Genomic DNA, 17174 nt, shown 5'->3' on the forward strand with positions numbered 1-17174 from the left:
GTTCACTAAATATTAGAAAAAAATAAAGGAATAATCATGGTAAAAAATTTATTAGTTGAATTAGGCTTGGAGGAAATGCCAGCCTATGTCGTGACACCTAGCATGAAGCAGCTGCGCGACAAGATGGGAGCTTTCCTGACAGACCATCGTCTGACCTTTGAGAAAATTGAAATGTTCTCCACACCGCGTCGTCTGGCGGTGCGCGTGGTTGGCTTGGCGGACAAGCAGTCTGATTTGACAGAAGATTTCAAAGGCCCTTCTAAGAAAATTGCTCTGGACGCTGACGGCAACTTTACCAAGGCTGCTCAAGGCTTTGTTCGTGGCAAGGGATTGACAGTTGGGGACATTACTTTCCGTGAAATCAAGGGGGAAGAATACGTCTATGTGACCAAGGAAGAAATCGGCCGCCCGGTAGAGGAGATCATCCCAGCAGTGACAGAAGTTTTGCAAGCCCTGACCTTCCCTGTCAGCATGCACTGGGCTAATAACACTTTTGAATACATCCGTCCAGTCCACACCTTGATAGTTCTCCTAGATGAGCAGGCCTTCGATTTGGATTTCTTGGACATCAAGAGCGGTCGTACTAGCCGTGGACACCGTTTCTTGGGGAAAGAAACGGAGATTGCTTCAGCGGATTCCTATGAAGATGACCTACGGGCTCAGTTTGTGATTGCCAGCCCTCTTGAGCGGGGAGATATGATTGTTGAGCAGATTCGAGCACTGGAAGAGGAGCACGGGGTTTCTATCGAGATTGACGAAGACTTGCTCAATGAAGTGTTGAATCTAGTGGAATATCCAACTGCTTTCTTAGGTAATTTTGATGCCAAATACTTAGAAGTGCCTGAGGAAGTCTTAGTAACTTCCATGAAAGAGCACCAGCGTTATTTTGTTGTGCGTGATAGTGAAGGCAAGCTTTTGCCGCACTTTATCTCTGTCCGCAACGGAAATGCAGAGCACTTAGAAAATGTCATCAAGGGAAATGAGAAAGTCTTGGTAGCTCGTCTGGAAGATGGGGAATTCTTCTGGCGAGAAGACCAAAAACTGGCTATTGCCGACTTGGTTGAAAAGCTGAGCAATGTGACCTTCCACGAAAAAATCGGTTCTCTGGCAGAGCACATGGAGCGGACTGGCAAGATTGCTACTTTCTTGGCGCAAGAAGCAGGATTGGATGCTGATGAGACAGCCGACTTGGCTCGTGCAGCAGCTATTTATAAGTTTGACTTGCTGACTGGTATGGTTGGTGAGTTTGATGAGTTGCAAGGTATCATGGGTGAGAAGTATGCTCTTCTGGCTGGTGAGAATGCTGCGGTGGCAGCTGCTATTCGGGAGCACTATATGCCGACTTCAGCCGATGGCGAATTGCCTGATACTAAGGTTGGAGCAGTCTTGGCTCTGGCTGATAAGCTGGATACTATTCTGTCTTTCTTCTCAGTTGGCTTGATTCCGAGCGGTTCCAATGACCCTTATGCCTTGCGCCGTGCGACTCAGGGTGTCGTGCGTATCTTGGACAAGTTTGGCTGGAACATTGACTTGGCTCAGCTTCTTGGTCGACTTTACGAACTCAAGTTTGATAGTCTAAGCTATGACAATCAAGAGGCCGTGCTGGACTTCTTCCGTGCTCGTGTTGAGAAAATGATGGATCGAGGCATTCCCAAAGACATCGTGACGGCTGTTCTTCAAAGCACTAACTTTGTCGTACGCGATTTGGTAGAAACAGCTGCACTCCTAGCAGAAAAAGCTCAGGAAGACAACTTCAAGTCAGCAGTCGAAAGCCTGTCTCGGGTCTTTAATCTAGCTGAGAAAGCTCAAGGGCAGACAGCTGTCAATCCAGCACTCTTTGAAAATCAAGAGGAAAAAGACTTGGCAGCTGCTATTGAAAAAGTGGAGCTGACGCCTGACTTAGCTGCCAATCTGGACCAACTCTTTGCTCTCAGTCCAGTTATTGACGCTTTCTTTGACCATACCATGGTCATGGCAGAAGATGAAGCTGTGCGTAACAACCGCCTAGCTCTCCTGGCGTCTTTGACGGCCAAAGCGGGACAGCTGGCCCAGTTTAATCAGATTAATACCAAATAAAAGGTAAGAGAGGTAGAATCATGGATCCTAAAAAAATTGCCCGTATTAATGAACTGGCTAAGAAGAAAAAAACAGAAGGTCTAACTGCTGAGGAAAAAGTGGAACAAGCCAAGCTTCGTGAAGAGTATATCGAAGGCTACCGTCGCTCTGTTCGCCATCACATCGAAGGCATCAAGATTGTTGATGAGGCTGGCAATGATATCACTCCTGAAAAATTGCGTCAAGTTCAGCGCGAGAAAGGTCTTCATGGTCGTAGTCTAGATGACCCAGAGTCTTAAGTAAATATAAAAAATCCCTCGCTAGGAAGCTAGAAAGTTCCTGTCGAGGGGTTCTTTTATTCTTGTTTACGTTTTTTCAAAATGCGGAGGACTACATAGATGCAGCTAACGATAATTGCTACATCCAGCCAGAAAATCCAAGGCTCTGTAATACGGAAAAAGAAATAAGCAGCGATGGCAATAATGAGGGATAGAATCCCTAAATCCATTTTTTCTTTGAGATTGAGTCTCATAGGTCTTCTTCCTCCTTTTTTTGTGCTTGACGAATCTTTCCTTTGGCAATGAAATGCATAATCAGTCCAAATCCAAGGCCTGCGGCTAATCCAGTTACAATAAGTTTAGGTTGAAGCAAAACTTGTAGGATATCTTTCTTTTCCATGACAGCTATCATGATGCCGAAGAGAGGGTAAAAGAGTAGCCAATAGGAGAAACCTGCTTTGAGACCAGCATGTTTCATAGCTTTTTCTTCTTTTTCATCCTGAAGTCCTAGCTCTAGGTCATCAATTCCTTTGCGCCGTGCTTGAATGACTATATAGACACAGAAGCCGAGGATAAGGATTTCCAGCAGGATAGGATAGGCAACAGCGATAATTTTGGGCCAGCGAAAGGCTAGGGGAAAGGCGATGGCATTGCCAAAAATCAGAATAAAGAAAAGCCAGATAAAGCCTATATTTCCTAGATGCTCAGCCTGTTGACGTTTTTGCTCGTCCAAAGGTCCGGTAATGCCGTAAAATCGTTTAATCATCTTGTCTGAGAATGTTTCTTTTTTCATTTTTTAGTCCTTTCTTTAGGTATGAAATTTGCTACAGGGAAAAACTCTTAGTCCTCTGAATCTTCATCTATCAGCTGGGGATCCCAAAAGAGGGCGTTGAGGTCAGTATCCAGCGCTCTAGCCAGATTGATACAGAGCTCGAGGGTGGGGTTGTATTTGTTGTTTTCAATCATATTGATAGTTTGCCGCGATACCCCGATAGACTTGGCCAACTCTAGCTGAGACATCTTTTTTTCTTTTCGAAATTCTTTGACACGATTCATTACACCCTTCCTTTCTAATTCTATAACTGATAACTTCCAGTAAGTTTGTCAGTTATATTTGACTTTTATTTTATGCTAGTATAATACTTTTTAGAAAAAGTGTCAAGTATATCTGACAAAAAATTCAAAAAAGGATTTCATCCGCTTACTTTTTCTTTTAAATTTTTTTTTGCTTTTGAATGTGATATAATAAGTAAGATATGACAAACGAATTTCATCACATTACGGTTCTTCTTCATGAAACGGTTGACCAGTTGGCGGTTAAGCCTGACGGCATATATATCGATGCGACCCTTGGCGGTGCTGGTCACAGCGAATATCTTTTGAGCCAGCTCGGAGATGAGGGGCATCTCTATGCCTTTGATCAGGACCAGACGGCTATTGACAATGCTAAAAAGCGTTTGGCTCCTTATGTAGAGAGGGGGATGGTGACCTTTATCAAGGACAATTTCCGCCACCTCAAGAGCCGTTTGCAAGAAGCCGGTGTGGAAGAAATTGATGGGATCTGTTATGATTTAGGCGTTTCCAGCCCTCAGCTGGATCAGCGTGAGCGTGGTTTTTCCTATAAACAGGATGCGCCTTTGGATATGCGCATGAACCGCGAGGCAGCCTTGACAGCTTTTGAGGTTGTCAATCATTATAGCTATCAGGATTTGGTACGAATCTTTTTTAAATACGGTGAAGATAAGTTTTCTAAGCAGATTGCTCGCAAGATTGAGCAGGCTAGAAGTGTCAAGCCCATTGAAACAACGACAGAACTGGCTGAAATTATCAAGTCAGCCAAGCCAGCTAAGGAGCTGAAGAAGAAAGGCCATCCAGCCAAGCAGATTTTTCAGGCCATTCGGATTGAGGTCAATGATGAACTGGGCGCAGCGGATGAGTCTATTCAGCAGGCCATTGATCTGCTGGCGGTGGACGGCCGGATTGCGGTCATTACTTTTCATTCGCTGGAAGACCGTCTGACCAAGCAGCTTTTCAAGGAGGCTTCGACAGTGGATGTTCCTAAGGGCCTGCCCTTCATCCCTGATGAACTGCAGCCTAAGCTGGAGCTGGTCAGCCGCAAACCAATTTTACCAAGCAAAGAAGAATTAGAAAGCAATAATCGGGCTCATTCCGCTAAGCTGCGCGTGGCCCGTAAGATACACAAGTGAGGAAGAAATGTCAGAAAAAAGACCAAACCCGCTTCAAGATCAGATGAGAAAATTTTCCCGAGTTGAGAAGGCCTTTTACGGATCTATCGTTTTGACTGCCATTATTTTAGCGGTCAGCATCGTCTTTATGCAGACCAAGCTATTGCAGGTGGACCGGGATTTGACAGAAGTTAATACCCAGATTGAAGCGGAGCAGACAGAGCTAGCCGACATCAAGCAGGAAGTCAATGAACTGACCCGCTATGAAAGGCTGTCCCAGCTGGCCAGCTCTCAGGATATGAAACTCCAGAAGGGAAATCGTAAAACAGTGAGTTCAACGGATGAAGAATAGAATTTTTGAAAGAATTAAAAAATACGCCCTGAAAAATAGGCAAACCCCTGAATACAATCGGAGGCAAGTGGGAAAGAGCATGAGTATCTTAGCTATCTTTCTCTTTTTCGTTTTCTTGATTAATTTTGCCATTATTATTGGGACAGACCAGAAGTTCGGTGTTAATCTATCAAAGGGTGCAGAAGTAGTCCATCAAAAGACGGTTACAGTCGCTGCCCGGCGGGGAACGATCTATGACCGAAATGGAGTTCCCATTGCAGAGGATGCTACGACTTATAATGTCTATGCCATTATTGACAAGAGTTACAAATCAGCTACCGGCAAGATTCTCTATGTGGAAGAATCCCAGTATGATAAGGTGGCAGAGATTTTCAATCAATACCTAGAACTGGACAAGGACTACGTCAAAACCCAGCTGTCGCAGAAAAATCTCAAGCAGGTTTCCTTTGGGGCACAGGGCAATGGCATTACCTACAGTAATATGAATGCCATGCGGGAAGCCTTTGAAGCTGCTGGTATTGAAGGGATTGACTTTACTACCAGTCCCAACCGCAGTTATAGTAACGGTGTCTTTGCCTCCCAGTTTATCGGTCTTGCCCAGCTGCAGGAGGATAAGGAAGGCAATAAGACGCTGAAAGGGACTTCTGGCATGGAGCAGGCACTGGATCGGATTCTTGCTGGTCAAAATGGGATTGTGACCTATGAAAAAGACCGAAATGGTAATGTTGTGCCTGGATCAGAAAAGGTCTCTGTACAGGCAGAGGATGGCAAGGACGTCTATACAACGCTGTCGGCTGATTTGCAAACTTACCTAGAAACGCGGATGAACGCCTTTCAGGAAAAAGTCAAAGGTAAGTTTGTCAATGCAACCTTGGTCAGTGCCAAGACCGGCGAAATCCTAGCTACCTCTCAACGGCCGACCTATAATGCCGATACCAAGGAAGGCTTGAATGAGAAAAATCTAGGCAACTGGAACACCATGCTCTATCAAGGCCAGTACGAGCCAGGATCTACTATGAAAGTTATGACTCTGGCTTCAGCTATTGATAATGGCAGCTTTAATCCTAACGATACCTATGACAGTAGAGAATACAAGGTCATGGATGCGACCATTCGGGACTGGAACGTCAACATGGGGATTTCAGAAGGGGAAACCCTGACCTTTGCCCAAGGATTTACCTATTCCAGTAACGTCGGTATGACCATTCTGGAGCAGAAGATGGGCAATGACAAGTGGCTGGACTACTTGAGTAAGTTTAAGTTTGGTCTGCCGACCCGCTTTGGTATGGGTAATGAAACCTATGGCTCCCTGCCAGGTGATAACTATGTTACGATTGCCATGAGTTCTTTCGGTCAAGGGATTGGTGTGACCCAGGTGCAGATGCTGCGTGCCTTCTCATCGGTAGCCAATGACGGTGTCATGGTGGAGCCTAAGTTTATCAATGCCATCCATGATCCAAAAACCAATACAGCTCGTAAGACAGCGACAGAAATTATCGGAAATCCTGTCTCAGAAAAAGCAGCTCAAACCACTCGGGATTATATGGTTCAGGTCGGAACAGACCCCTACAAAGGAACCCTGAATGTCGGTGGAGAACCCGTCATTCAAGTGGCCGGTCAGAATGTCGCTGTCAAGTCAGGGACCGCTCAGATCGCTTCTGAAAATGGTTATCTAGAGGGTGAGAACGACTACATCTACTCAGTTGTTGCCATGACGCCGGCAGAAAATCCTGAATTTATCATGTATGTGACAGTTCAGCAGCCCGAGGAAAAATTCCAGCCTATATTCTGGCAGGAAGTGGTCAATCCGGTCTTGGAAGAAGCTGTCGCTCTCAAAGACAGTCTTAATCTGACGACAGAGACAACTCCAGCTCTTGAAACAGTCACTGAAGAAACCAGCTATAAAATGCCATCACTGGAAGATTTGACCAAGCAACTAGGTCTGAAACATCAAATCAGTCCTGGCGGCTTGGCAGATGAATTGCGCCGTAACCTCGTCCAACCAATTGTACTGGGAACAGGTGGTAAGATTAAAAAAGTATCTGTCAAAGAGGGCAAGAATCTCAAGGCCAATCAGCAGATTTTGATCTTGTCAGATGATTTAGAAAGTCTGCCCGATATGTACGGCTGGACCAAGGCCAATGTCGAACGTTTTGCGAAGTGGCAGGGCATTGAAGTCACTTTCAAAGGAGAGGGCTCCAAGGTCGTCAAGCAGAGCGAGAAGACCAATACTTCGCTGAAAAATCTCAAGAAAATAACAATTACAATGGGAGACTAATATGCTTATTGCTCTTATTGCAGGAATCGTAACTTTTATCCTAACTATCATCGGCATTCCTGCCTTTATTCGTTTTTACCATAAGGCTCGTATCACAGGCCAACAGATGCACGAAGATGTTAAGCAGCATCAGGCCAAGGCCGGAACACCAACCATGGGGGGTACTGTCTTTCTCTTGACCTCCGTTCTGGCCAGCTTTGTTATCGGTCTGGTTTCGCATCAGCTGTCCAACGGCCTCATCATGATTCTTTTTATCTTGGTCCTGTATGGCGTTGTTGGCTTTTTAGACGACTTCCTCAAGGTGTTTCGTAAGATTAACGAGGGTCTAAATCCAAAGCAGAAACTGTTTCTGCAGCTGGTCGGCGGAGTTGTCTTTTACTTCTTCTATAATCAGCACGGTGCAGGTGACCAGCTGAATGTCTTCACCGTTCCTGTCCAGATAGGCTTCCTCTATGTCTTTTTCGTCCTTTTTTGGCTGATTGGCTTTTCCAATGCTGTCAATCTGACGGATGGAATTGATGGTTTGGCCAGTATCTCGGTGGTCATTAGCTTGGTGGCCTATGCTGTAATTGCTGTTGAGCAGAAGCGTTTTGATATTTTGATTGTCATCATTAGCATGATTGGCGGCTTGCTAGGCTTCTTTGTTTTCAACCATAAGCCTGCTAAAATCTTCATGGGAGATGTAGGAAGCTTGGCTTTGGGCGGTATGCTGGCTGCTATCTCTATTTCCCTTCACCAAGAGTGGACCCTGCTCTTGATTGGTATCGTCTATGTGTTTGAAACAACCTCTGTCATGATGCAGGTGACTTACTTCAAGCTGACCGGCGGCAAGCGGATTTTCCGGATGACCCCGGTTCATCACCACTTTGAGCTTGGTGGCCTAACTGGCCACGGCAAGGAGTGGAGCGAGTGGAAAGTCGATTTCTTCTTCTGGGGAATCGGTATCGTGGGTAGTCTCTTGACCCTGGCTATCCTATATTTATAGCAAGAAGCGAGTCTCTGGCTCGCTTTTCTGCTTCTTAGATTTGAGGGTAAGCAGGATGGTCAATTTTTTGGTATAATAGTTAGGATAATAGAATAGAGGACAAGATGAAATTTACAGAATTTAAGTTTAAAGATTATATTCAGGAAGCGCTCAGGGATTTGAACTTCGTTGAAGCGACTCCAGTCCAAGAGAAGCTGATTCCGGTGGTATTGTCTGGTCGGGATTTGGTCGGGGAGTCCAAGACAGGCTCTGGGAAGACCCACACGTTTTTGCTGCCGATCTTTCAAATGCTGGATGAGGAGGCAGACAGTGTGCAGGCTGTCATTACAGCCCCAAGTCGGGAGCTGGCAGCACAGATTTATCAGGCTGCTCGTCAGTTGGCTAGTTTTTCTGAAAAAGAGATTCGGGTGGCTAACTATGTCGGTGGGACTGACAAGGCTCGTCAGATTGGGAAGTTAGAGTCCAGTCAGCCTCATATCGTCATCGGAACCCCTGGGCGGATTTATGACCTGGTAGAGTCTGGCGATTTGGCTATTCACAAGGCCAAGACCTTTGTCGTTGACGAGGCAGATATGACACTGGACATGGGCTTTTTGGCGACGGTTGATAAGATTGCAGGCCGGCTGCCAAAAGACCTGCAGTTTCTCGTTTTTTCAGCGACCATTCCGCAGAAGCTCCAGCCTTTTTTGAAAAAATACCTGTCTAATCCAGTGATTGAGCAGATTAAGACCAAGACGGTCATTGCCGACACCATTGAAAACTGGCTCCTATCAACCAAGGGACGAAACAAGAATGCTCAGATTTATCAAATCAGTCAGCTTCTGCAGCCTTATCTGGCCATGATTTTCGTCAATACCAAGACGAGGGCAGATGAGCTACACAGCTATCTGACAGCTCAGGGACTCAAAGTTGCTAAAATTCATGGAGATATTGCTCCGCGGGAGCGCAAGCGCATCATGAATCAGGTCAAGAATCTGGATTTTGAGTATATTGTCGCTACTGACTTGGCAGCGCGGGGGATTGATATCGAAGGTGTCAGCCATGTTATCAACGATGGCATTCCTCGGGACTTGTCTTTCTTTGTCCATAGGGTAGGCCGGACCGGCCGTAATGGTCTTCCTGGCACAGCCATTACACTCTACCAGCCGAGTGACGACTCAGATATTCGGGAGTTAGAAAAGATGGGGATTAAGTTCATTCCCAAGATGATAAAAGATGACGAGTTCCAGGATACCTACGACCGAGACCGTCGGGCCAATCGGGAAAAGAGTCGGGAGAAGCTGGACACGGAAATGCTGGGACTGGTCAAGAAGAAAAAGAAAAAAATCAAACCAGGCTACAAGAAAAAAATCCAGTGGGCAGTGAACGAAAAGCGCCGCAAGACCAAGCGAGCAGAGAATCGTGCACGTGGCCGGGCAGAGCGTAAGGCTAAGCGCCAAACCTTTTAGTGATATACTTTTCTTATCGCTGTGATAAGAAAAATATATTAGTCTTTGTGAGATAGATATGATAGACTAGTGAAACTAGTCTATTTTTATATTGGGCTTAGTGTGGCTTATTTGATATTTAGGAACACGAGATTTGCACTAGCTGCTCATGTTTTGACTGCTAAAAAGACAGTAAAAGCGAAGCAAATTCTTTGTTTTGTTCCAGAATTGTGTTAAAATATTTCATTATCAAGAAAAGGAAGTAATAATAGTGGTTACAACTTATCTTCTGACAACTGGTTGGTATGAGGAGTTCCTCAAGATTATTCCAGATGGTAAATTATTTAGTTTAAGGGCTGTTTTTGAGGCCATTCCTGGCATTTTGCAAAATCTGCCAATCACCCTTCTTTTAACGGTGGGCGGTGCAGTCTTTGGTATTATGCTTGCCATGGTTTTTGCTGTCGTCAAGATTAATCGGGTTAAAGTCCTGTATCCGATTCAGGCTTTCTTTGTCAGCTTTCTGAGAGGAACACCGCTGCTGGTCCAGCTCATGCTGACCTATTTTGGGATTCCTTTATTGCTCAAGGCCATCAATCAGAAGTATGGCACAAGCTTTAATATCAACGAGATTCCAGCGTCTGTCTTTGCGATTGTTGCCTTTGCTTTCAACGAAGCGGCTTATGCCAGTGAGACCATCCGGGCAGCAATCTTGTCTGTAGATCTGGGAGAAATCGAGGCTGCACGCAGCTTAGGAATGACCAACAAGCAGGTTTATATACGTGTCATTATCCCCAATGCAGCAGTGGTAGCGACGCCTAGTCTGATTAATTCCCTGATTGGCTTGACCAAGGGGACTTCTCTGGCCTTTAGTGCTGGTGTAGTGGAAATTTTTGCCAAGGCGCAGGCTATCGCAGGGGCAGACTACCGTTACTTTGAGCGTTTTATTTCGGTGTCGCTGATTTATTGGGCTGTCAATATTCTCATTGAGCAGCTTGGCCGATGGATTGAAAAAATGATGGATATCAAGCAGCCGGATAATTTTGAATCGCTTCAGCAAGCAGAAGGAGAAGGAATCTGATGATTAATATTTCATATTTAAGTAAGACTTTTTCAGGTCAAAAGGTTCTGGATGATCTCAGTTTGGACATTCAAAAAGGTGAAGTAGTGGCTTTGATTGGCTCTTCAGGTGCTGGGAAGTCAACCTTCCTCCGCAGCCTCAACTATCTGGAACAGCCTGATAGCGGAAAGATTACTATCGACGGCTTCAAAGTGGATTTTTCAAGGATTTCCAAAGATGAGATTTTGCTACTGCGCCGCAAGCTAGCCATGGTCTTTCAGCAGTTTAATCTCTTTTCCCGCCGGACAGCTCTGGAAAATGTCAAGGAAGGTCTGCTGGTAGTTAAGAAACTGTCTGACCAAGAAGCGACCAAAATAGCCAAGGAAGAATTAGCAAAAGTTGGCTTGTCAGACCGAGAAAATCACTATCCTAGACATTTGTCAGGCGGTCAGAAGCAGCGGGTTGCCTTAGCAAGGGCTTTGGCTATGAATCCAGATGTTCTTTTGCTAGACGAGCCGACCTCAGCCTTGGATCCCGAGTTGGTCGGAGAAGTAGAGAAATCAATCGCTGATGCAGCCAAGTCTGGCCAGACCATGATTCTGGTCAGTCATGATATGTCCTTTGTCGCTCAGGTTGCGGATAGAGTACTCTTTTTGGACAAGGGGAAAATCATAGAGTCTGGGACACCAGATGAAATTATTCATCATCCAAAGGAAGAAAGAACCAAGGAATTTTTTGCTAGTTACAAACGGACCTATATTTGATATAATAGAGACAGTGAAGGCTCAGTTGGCTAGACCAGCTGAGTTTGTTTTCAGTCTCAGCATGCAGTGGAGCAGGCTTTCTTGTCTAGTGGGTGTTTTTGCTGACGGCTAGATTTGGAGTTGTTCCCTTTCTTTACACTATGAGGCTGATTGACCTTTGAGGAGTTGACATGTTAGATCAAATATTTGCACTTTATATCGAGAGTCTGCTTTATACAGCAGTCGGTGTAGGGCTCATTGCGGGTTTATGGATTGGACTGCGGATGATTCGCCGCAAGGACAAGACAGCCAAGGAGCGCCAGAGCCATCTGTACGATGTCCTTTTGATTGTCATTATGACGATTCCAGTCCTGTCTTTTGCGACGTTGGGCCTGCTCATTGTCCTAAAAGCTTAAATGCTTGTAAAACTGTAGAAAAGTTGTTAGAATAATTCTAGTTACAACAAGGAGAAAGAAGAGTTATGTACGATACAATTATTATTGGAGCTGGGCCTGCCGGCATGACAGCTGCCCTCTATGCAGCCCGCAGCAACCTAAAAGTTGCCCTGCTGGAGCGTGGTATTCCTGGCGGTCAGATGAACAATACTGCTGACATTGAAAACTATCCAGGCTATGCCAATATCAGCGGTCCAGAGCTAGCAGAGAAAATGTTTGAGCCTCTGGAGAATCTGGGTGTTGAACATCTATTTGGCCTAGTAGAGAAAATTGAAGACCGAGGTGATTTCAAGGAAATCATCACAGAGGATGAGCGTTTTGAAGCTAAAACAGTCATCATTGCTTCTGGTGCCAATCATCGTCATCTGGGGGTTCCTGGCGAGGAAGACTACAACAGCCGCGGCGTTTCCTACTGTGCGGTCTGTGATGGCGCATTTTTCCGTGATGAAGATCTGCTGGTTGTCGGTGGTGGCGACTCGGCGGTAGAGGAAGCTATTTTCCTGACGCGCTTTGCAAAAAGTGTGACCATTGTTCACCGTCGTGATGAGTTGCGAGCACAAAAAGTGCTGCAGGATCGCGCCTTTGCCAACGAAAAGATTCGCTTTGTCTGGGATTCTGTGGTGGAAAGTATCCATGGTGATGAGCGTAAAGTGACTGGCGTAACCTTCAAGAATGTCAAGACAGGTGAAACTAGCCGAGCAGATTTTGGTGGCATATTTATCTATGTTGGCTTAGATCCTGTTAGTGAATTTGCTAAGGGCTTGGGCATCACTGATGAGGCTGGCTGGATTCTGACGGATCATCAGATGAAAACGTCAGTAGCAGGTATTTACGCTGTTGGTGATGTTCGCCAGAAAGACCTGCGCCAGATTACGACGGCTGTTGGCGATGGTGCTATTGCCAGTCAGGAAGCCTACAAATATCTTACAGAGCAAGCATAAAAATATAAGCTAAGCAAGTGTGTCTATTCAAGTGAGTTGACAGGATTTGCTTAGCTTTTTTGGAATTATGATATAATATAAGGTATCTAGCATAAAGGAGCAAGAAGATGTACCCAGATGATAGTTTAACTCTGCACACTGATTTGTACCAAATCAACATGATGCAGGTTTATTTCAAGCAAAATATTCACAACAAGCATGCGGTTTTTGAAGTTTTTTTCCGTAAGAATCCTTTTAATAACGGCTACGCGGTCTTTGCGGGCTTGGAAAGAATTATTTCCTATCTCAATAATCTGACCTTCAGCCAGAGCGATTTAGATTATTTGCAAACCCTGGGCTATCACGGAGAGTTTCTGGATTATTTGCGAAATCTCAAGATGAGCCTGACCGTAAGGTCTGTTCAGGAAGGTGATTTGGTTTTTGCCAATGAGCCAATTGTGCAGGTAGAAGGTCCACTGGCTCAGTGTCAGCTGGTTGAGACTGCTCTGCTCAATATCGTTAATTTTCAGACCCTGATTGCTACCAAGGCAGCCCGTATACGCTCTGTCATCGAAGATGAACCTCTGATGGAGTTCGGTACGCGCCGGGCCCAGGAAATGGATGCTGCTATTTGGGGGACCAGGGCTGCGGTGATTGGCGGAGCGAACGGTACCAGTAATGTCCGGGCTGGCAAGCTCTTTGATATTCCAGTCTTGGGAACGCATGCCCATGCTCTCGTTCAAGTCTATGGAAATGATTACGAAGCCTTTAAAGCTTACGCTGGGACTCATCATAACTGTGTTTTCCTAGTAGACACCTACGATACACTGCGTCTAGGTGTTCCGGCAGCCATTCGGGTGGCGCGTGAGCTAGGAGACAAGATTAAGTTTCTGGGTGTCCGCATTGATTCGGGAGACCTTGCCTATATTTCTAAGAAGGTTCGGCAGCAATTAGATGAAGCTGGCTTCCCTGATGCTAAGATTTATGCGTCCAATGATCTGGATGAAAATACCATTCTCAACTTAAAAATGCAAAAAGCTAAGATTGATGTCTGGGGTGTGGGAACCAAGCTCATTACAGCCTACGACCAGCCGGCTTTAGGGGCGGTTTATAAGATTGTTGCTATTGAAGATGAGACTGGTGAATTACGCAATACCATCAAGCTGTCCAATAATGCTGAAAAAGTTTCTACTCCAGGAAAGAAGCAGGTTTGGCGCATTACCAGCCGTGAAAAAGGGAAGTCTGAGGGTGACTACATTACCTATGATGGCCTTGATGTCAATGGCTTGGAAGAGCTGGAAATGTTCCATCCAACCTATACCTACATTAATAAGACAGTTAAGGATTTTGATGCTGTACCGCTTTTGGTGGAGATTTTCCAAGAAGGAAATTTGGTCTATTCTCAGCTGAGCCTGACCGAAATTCAAGCCTATGCCCGTAAGGAATTTGATAAACTTTGGGACGAGTACAAGCGGGTTCTCAATCCACAGGATTATCCAGTTGACCTGGCTCGAGATATTTGGCAGGATAAGATGGACTTAATTGACCAGATGCGCAAGAAAGCCTACCAGACAGGAGCAGAAAAATGAGCCTACAAGAAGAAATTATCGCTCAACTGGGCGTCAAACCAGTGATTGACCCGGAGGAAGAAATCCGCAAGTCGGTCGACTTTCTCAAGGCTTATCTAAGAAAGCATCCTTTTTTGAAAAGCTATGTCCTGGGAATTTCTGGTGGTCAGGACTCAACCTTGGCTGGCCGCTTGGCTCAGCTGGCTGTAGAAGAAATGCGGGCTGAGACAGGCGATAATGGCTATCGTTTTATCGCTGTCCGCCTGCCTTACGGTGTTCAGGCAGATGAAGATGATGCGCAAAAGGCTCTTGCTTTTATCCAGCCTGATGTCAGTCTGACAGTTAATATCAAGGAATCTGCTGATGCTATGACAAGGGCTGTAGAGGCAACGGGTGCCACAGTCTCTGATTTTAACAAGGGCAATATCAAGGCGCGTAGCCGTATGATTGCCCAGTATGCTTTGGCTGGTTCATACAGTGGGGCTGTCATTGGGACGGATCATGCAGCCGAAAATGTCACGGCCTTTTTCACCAAGTTTGGGGATGGCGGAGCAGATATCTTACCACTTTACCGTCTTAATAAACGTCAAGGCAAGCAGCTTTTGGCCGCCTTGGGAGCGGATCCGGCTCTCTATGAAAAGGTGCCGACAGCTGACTTGGAAGAGGAAAAACCTGGGATTGCGGATGAAGTCGCTCTAGGCGTGACCTACAATGAAATTGACGATTATCTTGAAGGTAAGTCCGTTTCAGCCCAAGCCCAAGAAACTATCGAGTCTTGGTGGCATAAAGGCCAGCACAAACGCCATTTGCCAATTACAATTTTTGACGAATTTTGGAAGTGAAAATCTCTATCGAATCTTTTTAGTCTGAGCCAAGAAATGAGGAAGCTATGAAAAAGATAGGTACACAGTTCATTGAAACCAAACGTCTTTTGCTAAGACCTTTTCTGGAATCGGATGCACAAGCTATGTATGACAACTGGGCTTCTCGTCCGGATAATTTGCTGCATGTGACCTGGGATGCTCACGAGAGTCCTGAAGTCACCAAACAGTCTATTGCTCGCTGGGTTGAGAATTATCAAAACATGGATTTTTACAAGTGGGCCATCTGCCTGAAAGAAAATCCTGATTCTGTAATCGGGGACATCAGTGTGGTGGACATGGATGAGGCAGTCAATGCTTGCGAGGTCGGTTACATTCTAAGTAAAGACTATTGGGGACAAGGATTGATGACAGAAGCTTTGAAAGCTGTTTTGAACAACCTCTTGCAAGACGCAGGTTTCAATCGTGTCACAGCAAAATTTGTAACAGCCAATCCAGCTTCTGGGCGTGTCATGGCCAAAGCTGGCATGAGCTACGAGGGCACTTTCCGTCAGGCTGTATTTCATAAAGGACAAGTCAAAGATGTTTCCGTCTATGGAATCCTAAAATCCGATTTAAAAAAGGCTAGGACTCTTTTGTCCAGCCTTTTTACTTGCGCTCCTTTTTTAAAGTTCTATAATAGATGTATAATGACAAGGAGGATTCTATGCATTCGTTAGAACAAGATTTTACAGATAAGTTGTATGCTGCTTATGAGGCCAATCCCAAGTTTGCAGCAATGGAAAATGCTATCAGTCACAATGGCCTTTTGACTTCTTTGGAGAAGCGAAGCGCTGCCGTGGAAAATACACCAGTTTTTTCACTAGATCTCACGAAAGATAAGGTCAGTGACCAGAAAGCTTCAGGGCGCTGTTGGATGTTTGCAGCTCTTAATACTTTCCGCCACAAGATGATTGCGAACTTCCAATTGGAAGATTTTGAGCTATCTCAGGCCCATACCTTCTTTTGGGATAAATATGAAAAATCCAACTGGTTCTTAGAGCAGGTGCTGGCGACAGCTGACCAAGAATTGACTAATCGCAAGGTCAAGTTTCTCTTAGACACGCCTCAGCAGGATGGCGGTCAGTGGGATATGGTTGTTTCCCTCTTTGAGAAATACGGGGTCGTACCCAAGTCGGTCTATCCAGAGTCAATCTCTTCCAGTGACAGTCGCGAGCTCAATCAGATTCTCAATAAACTCCTGCGTCAAGATGCGCAGATTTTGCGAGAATTAGCAGCGGAAGGGGCAGAATCGGCTGAACTTCAGGCCAAGAAAGAAGAACTCTTACAGGAAGTCTTTAACTTTCTAGCTATGAATTTAGGATTGCCGCCTCGCCAGTTTGACTTTTCTTATCGCGATAAGGACAATCATTTCCATAGCGAGAGCGGATTGACACCTCTGACTTTCTATCAAAAATATGTCGATCTAAAGCTAGATGACTATGTTTCTATCATCAATGCGCCGACTGCAGACAAGCCTTATGGTCGGTCCTATTCAGTTGAGATGTTGGGCAATGTCGTTGGCAGCAAGCCCGTTCGTTATTTGAATGTTGAAATGGACCGACTAAAAGAGCTGGCTATCGCTCAAATGCAGGCTGGTGAGACCGTTTGGTTTGGCTCGGATGTTGGTCAGTCTAGCAATCGCAAGGAAGGTGTTATGGCAGAGGGGATGCACGATTTCACTGCCAGCATGGATATTGGACTAACTCAGGACAAGGCTGGCCGCTTGGACTATAGCGAAAGCCTCATGACCCACGCCATGGTCTTGACAGGGGTAGACTTGGATGAAAATGGTAAGGCTAAGAAATGGAAGGTCGAAAACTCTTGGGGTGAAAAGGTTGGTAATAAGGGCTATTTCGTAGCCAGTGACGCTTGGATGGACGAATATACCTATCAAATCGTCGTCCGAAAGGAGTTTCTGACAGCCGCAGAATTAGCTGCATATGAAGCAGAGCCTCTTGTCTTATCTCCCTGGGATCCCATGGGAGCTTTGGCAAAGTAAGCTTTGAT

17 protein-coding genes and 1 pseudogene are annotated in these 17174 nt (G+C 45.5%); 15 read left to right on the forward strand and 3 right to left on the reverse strand.

Features of this window, described 5'->3' with window-relative positions:
- Positions 1-36: 36 nt before the first annotated feature.
- On the forward strand, positions 37-2076 hold the full coding sequence (gene glyS / locus DQM55_RS02615; RefSeq protein ID WP_111675378.1) for a glycine--tRNA ligase subunit beta: 2040 nt from the start codon (positions 37-39) through the stop codon (positions 2074-2076).
- 20 nt (positions 2077-2096) lie between these two features.
- Entirely contained in the window at positions 2097-2354 is a 258-nt protein-coding gene (locus tag DQM55_RS02620; RefSeq protein ID WP_002914290.1) for a DUF896 family protein, read from the forward strand.
- A 56-nt stretch (positions 2355-2410) separates the two neighbouring features.
- Here DQM55_RS02620 and DQM55_RS02625 read toward each other — a convergent pair whose 3' ends face one another.
- Genes DQM55_RS02625 through DQM55_RS02635 form a run of 3 tightly spaced genes read right to left on the reverse strand, consistent with a single transcriptional unit; the run spans position 2411 to position 3389 of the window.
- Positions 2411-2587, reverse strand: a complete 177-nt coding sequence (locus DQM55_RS02625) for a hypothetical protein (RefSeq protein WP_002908960.1) — start codon at positions 2585-2587, stop codon at positions 2411-2413.
- A complete protein-coding gene (locus DQM55_RS02630; protein WP_111675379.1) occupies positions 2584-3126 on the reverse strand; it encodes a DUF3278 domain-containing protein in 543 nt (180 codons plus the stop codon). Before DQM55_RS02630 ends, DQM55_RS02625 begins: the two co-directional genes overlap by 4 nt.
- A 47-nt stretch (positions 3127-3173) precedes the next feature.
- Positions 3174-3389, reverse strand: a complete 216-nt coding sequence (locus DQM55_RS02635) for a helix-turn-helix transcriptional regulator (RefSeq protein ID WP_111675380.1) — start codon at positions 3387-3389, stop codon at positions 3174-3176.
- A 200-nt stretch (positions 3390-3589) separates the two neighbouring features.
- On the opposite strand from DQM55_RS02635, the gene rsmH reads away from it, so the two are divergent.
- From rsmH to pepC, 13 genes and pseudogenes are all read left to right on the forward strand, one after another.
- Positions 3590-4540 (forward strand): 16S rRNA (cytosine(1402)-N(4))-methyltransferase RsmH, encoded by a 951-nt coding sequence (gene rsmH, locus DQM55_RS02640; RefSeq protein ID WP_002901313.1) that lies wholly within the window; start codon positions 3590-3592, stop codon positions 4538-4540.
- A 7-nt stretch (positions 4541-4547) separates the two neighbouring features.
- On the forward strand, positions 4548-4871 hold the full coding sequence (gene ftsL / locus DQM55_RS02645; protein ID WP_002893529.1) for a cell division protein FtsL: 324 nt from the start codon (positions 4548-4550) through the stop codon (positions 4869-4871).
- Positions 4861-7149 (forward strand): penicillin-binding protein PBP2X, encoded by a 2289-nt coding sequence (gene pbp2x, locus DQM55_RS02650; protein ID WP_111675381.1) that lies wholly within the window; start codon positions 4861-4863, stop codon positions 7147-7149. Before ftsL ends, pbp2x begins: the two co-directional genes overlap by 11 nt.
- Position 7150: 1 nt before the next feature.
- The gene (gene mraY, locus DQM55_RS02655) at positions 7151-8134 is read left to right on the forward strand and encodes a phospho-N-acetylmuramoyl-pentapeptide-transferase (RefSeq protein ID WP_111675382.1); all 984 of its coding nucleotides are present in this window, start codon (positions 7151-7153) and stop codon (positions 8132-8134) included.
- A gap of 104 nt (positions 8135-8238) precedes the next feature.
- Entirely contained in the window at positions 8239-9582 is a 1344-nt protein-coding gene (locus tag DQM55_RS02660) for a DEAD/DEAH box helicase (RefSeq protein WP_111675383.1), read from the forward strand.
- Positions 9583-9829: 247 nt separating this feature from the next.
- On the forward strand, positions 9830-10639 hold the full coding sequence (locus tag DQM55_RS02665) for an amino acid ABC transporter permease (protein WP_331813034.1): 810 nt from the start codon (positions 9830-9832) through the stop codon (positions 10637-10639).
- Positions 10639-11382, forward strand: a complete 744-nt coding sequence (locus tag DQM55_RS02670; RefSeq protein WP_111675385.1) for an amino acid ABC transporter ATP-binding protein — start codon at positions 10639-10641, stop codon at positions 11380-11382. The genes DQM55_RS02665 and DQM55_RS02670 overlap by 1 nt, the downstream gene beginning before the upstream one ends.
- A 170-nt stretch (positions 11383-11552) precedes the next feature.
- Positions 11553-11777 carry a DUF4059 family protein gene (locus DQM55_RS02675; RefSeq protein ID WP_111675386.1) on the forward strand — a complete coding sequence of 75 codons (225 nt, stop codon included), beginning with the start codon at positions 11553-11555 and terminating at the stop codon, positions 11775-11777.
- Positions 11778-11842: 65 nt separating this feature from the next.
- Positions 11843-12757, forward strand: a complete 915-nt coding sequence (gene trxB / locus DQM55_RS02680) for a thioredoxin-disulfide reductase (RefSeq protein WP_002923365.1) — start codon at positions 11843-11845, stop codon at positions 12755-12757.
- Between the two features lie 107 nt (positions 12758-12864).
- The gene (locus DQM55_RS02685) at positions 12865-14325 is read left to right on the forward strand and encodes a nicotinate phosphoribosyltransferase (RefSeq protein ID WP_111675387.1); all 1461 of its coding nucleotides are present in this window, start codon (positions 12865-12867) and stop codon (positions 14323-14325) included.
- Positions 14322-15146, forward strand: a complete 825-nt coding sequence (nadE, locus tag DQM55_RS02690) for an ammonia-dependent NAD(+) synthetase (RefSeq protein WP_111675388.1) — start codon at positions 14322-14324, stop codon at positions 15144-15146. The genes DQM55_RS02685 and nadE overlap by 4 nt, the downstream gene beginning before the upstream one ends.
- A gap of 47 nt (positions 15147-15193) precedes the next feature.
- Positions 15194-15748 (forward strand): annotated as a pseudogene (locus tag DQM55_RS02695) (GNAT family N-acetyltransferase); the annotation flags it as partial.
- 83 nt (positions 15749-15831) lie between these two features.
- On the forward strand, positions 15832-17166 hold the full coding sequence (gene pepC, locus DQM55_RS02700; RefSeq protein ID WP_111675389.1) for an aminopeptidase C: 1335 nt from the start codon (positions 15832-15834) through the stop codon (positions 17164-17166).
- Positions 17167-17174: the final 8 nt, after the last annotated feature.

The sequence above is a fragment of the Streptococcus sanguinis genome (assembly GCF_900475275.1).
Taxonomy (GTDB): Bacteria; Bacillota; Bacilli; order Lactobacillales; family Streptococcaceae; genus Streptococcus; species Streptococcus sanguinis_N.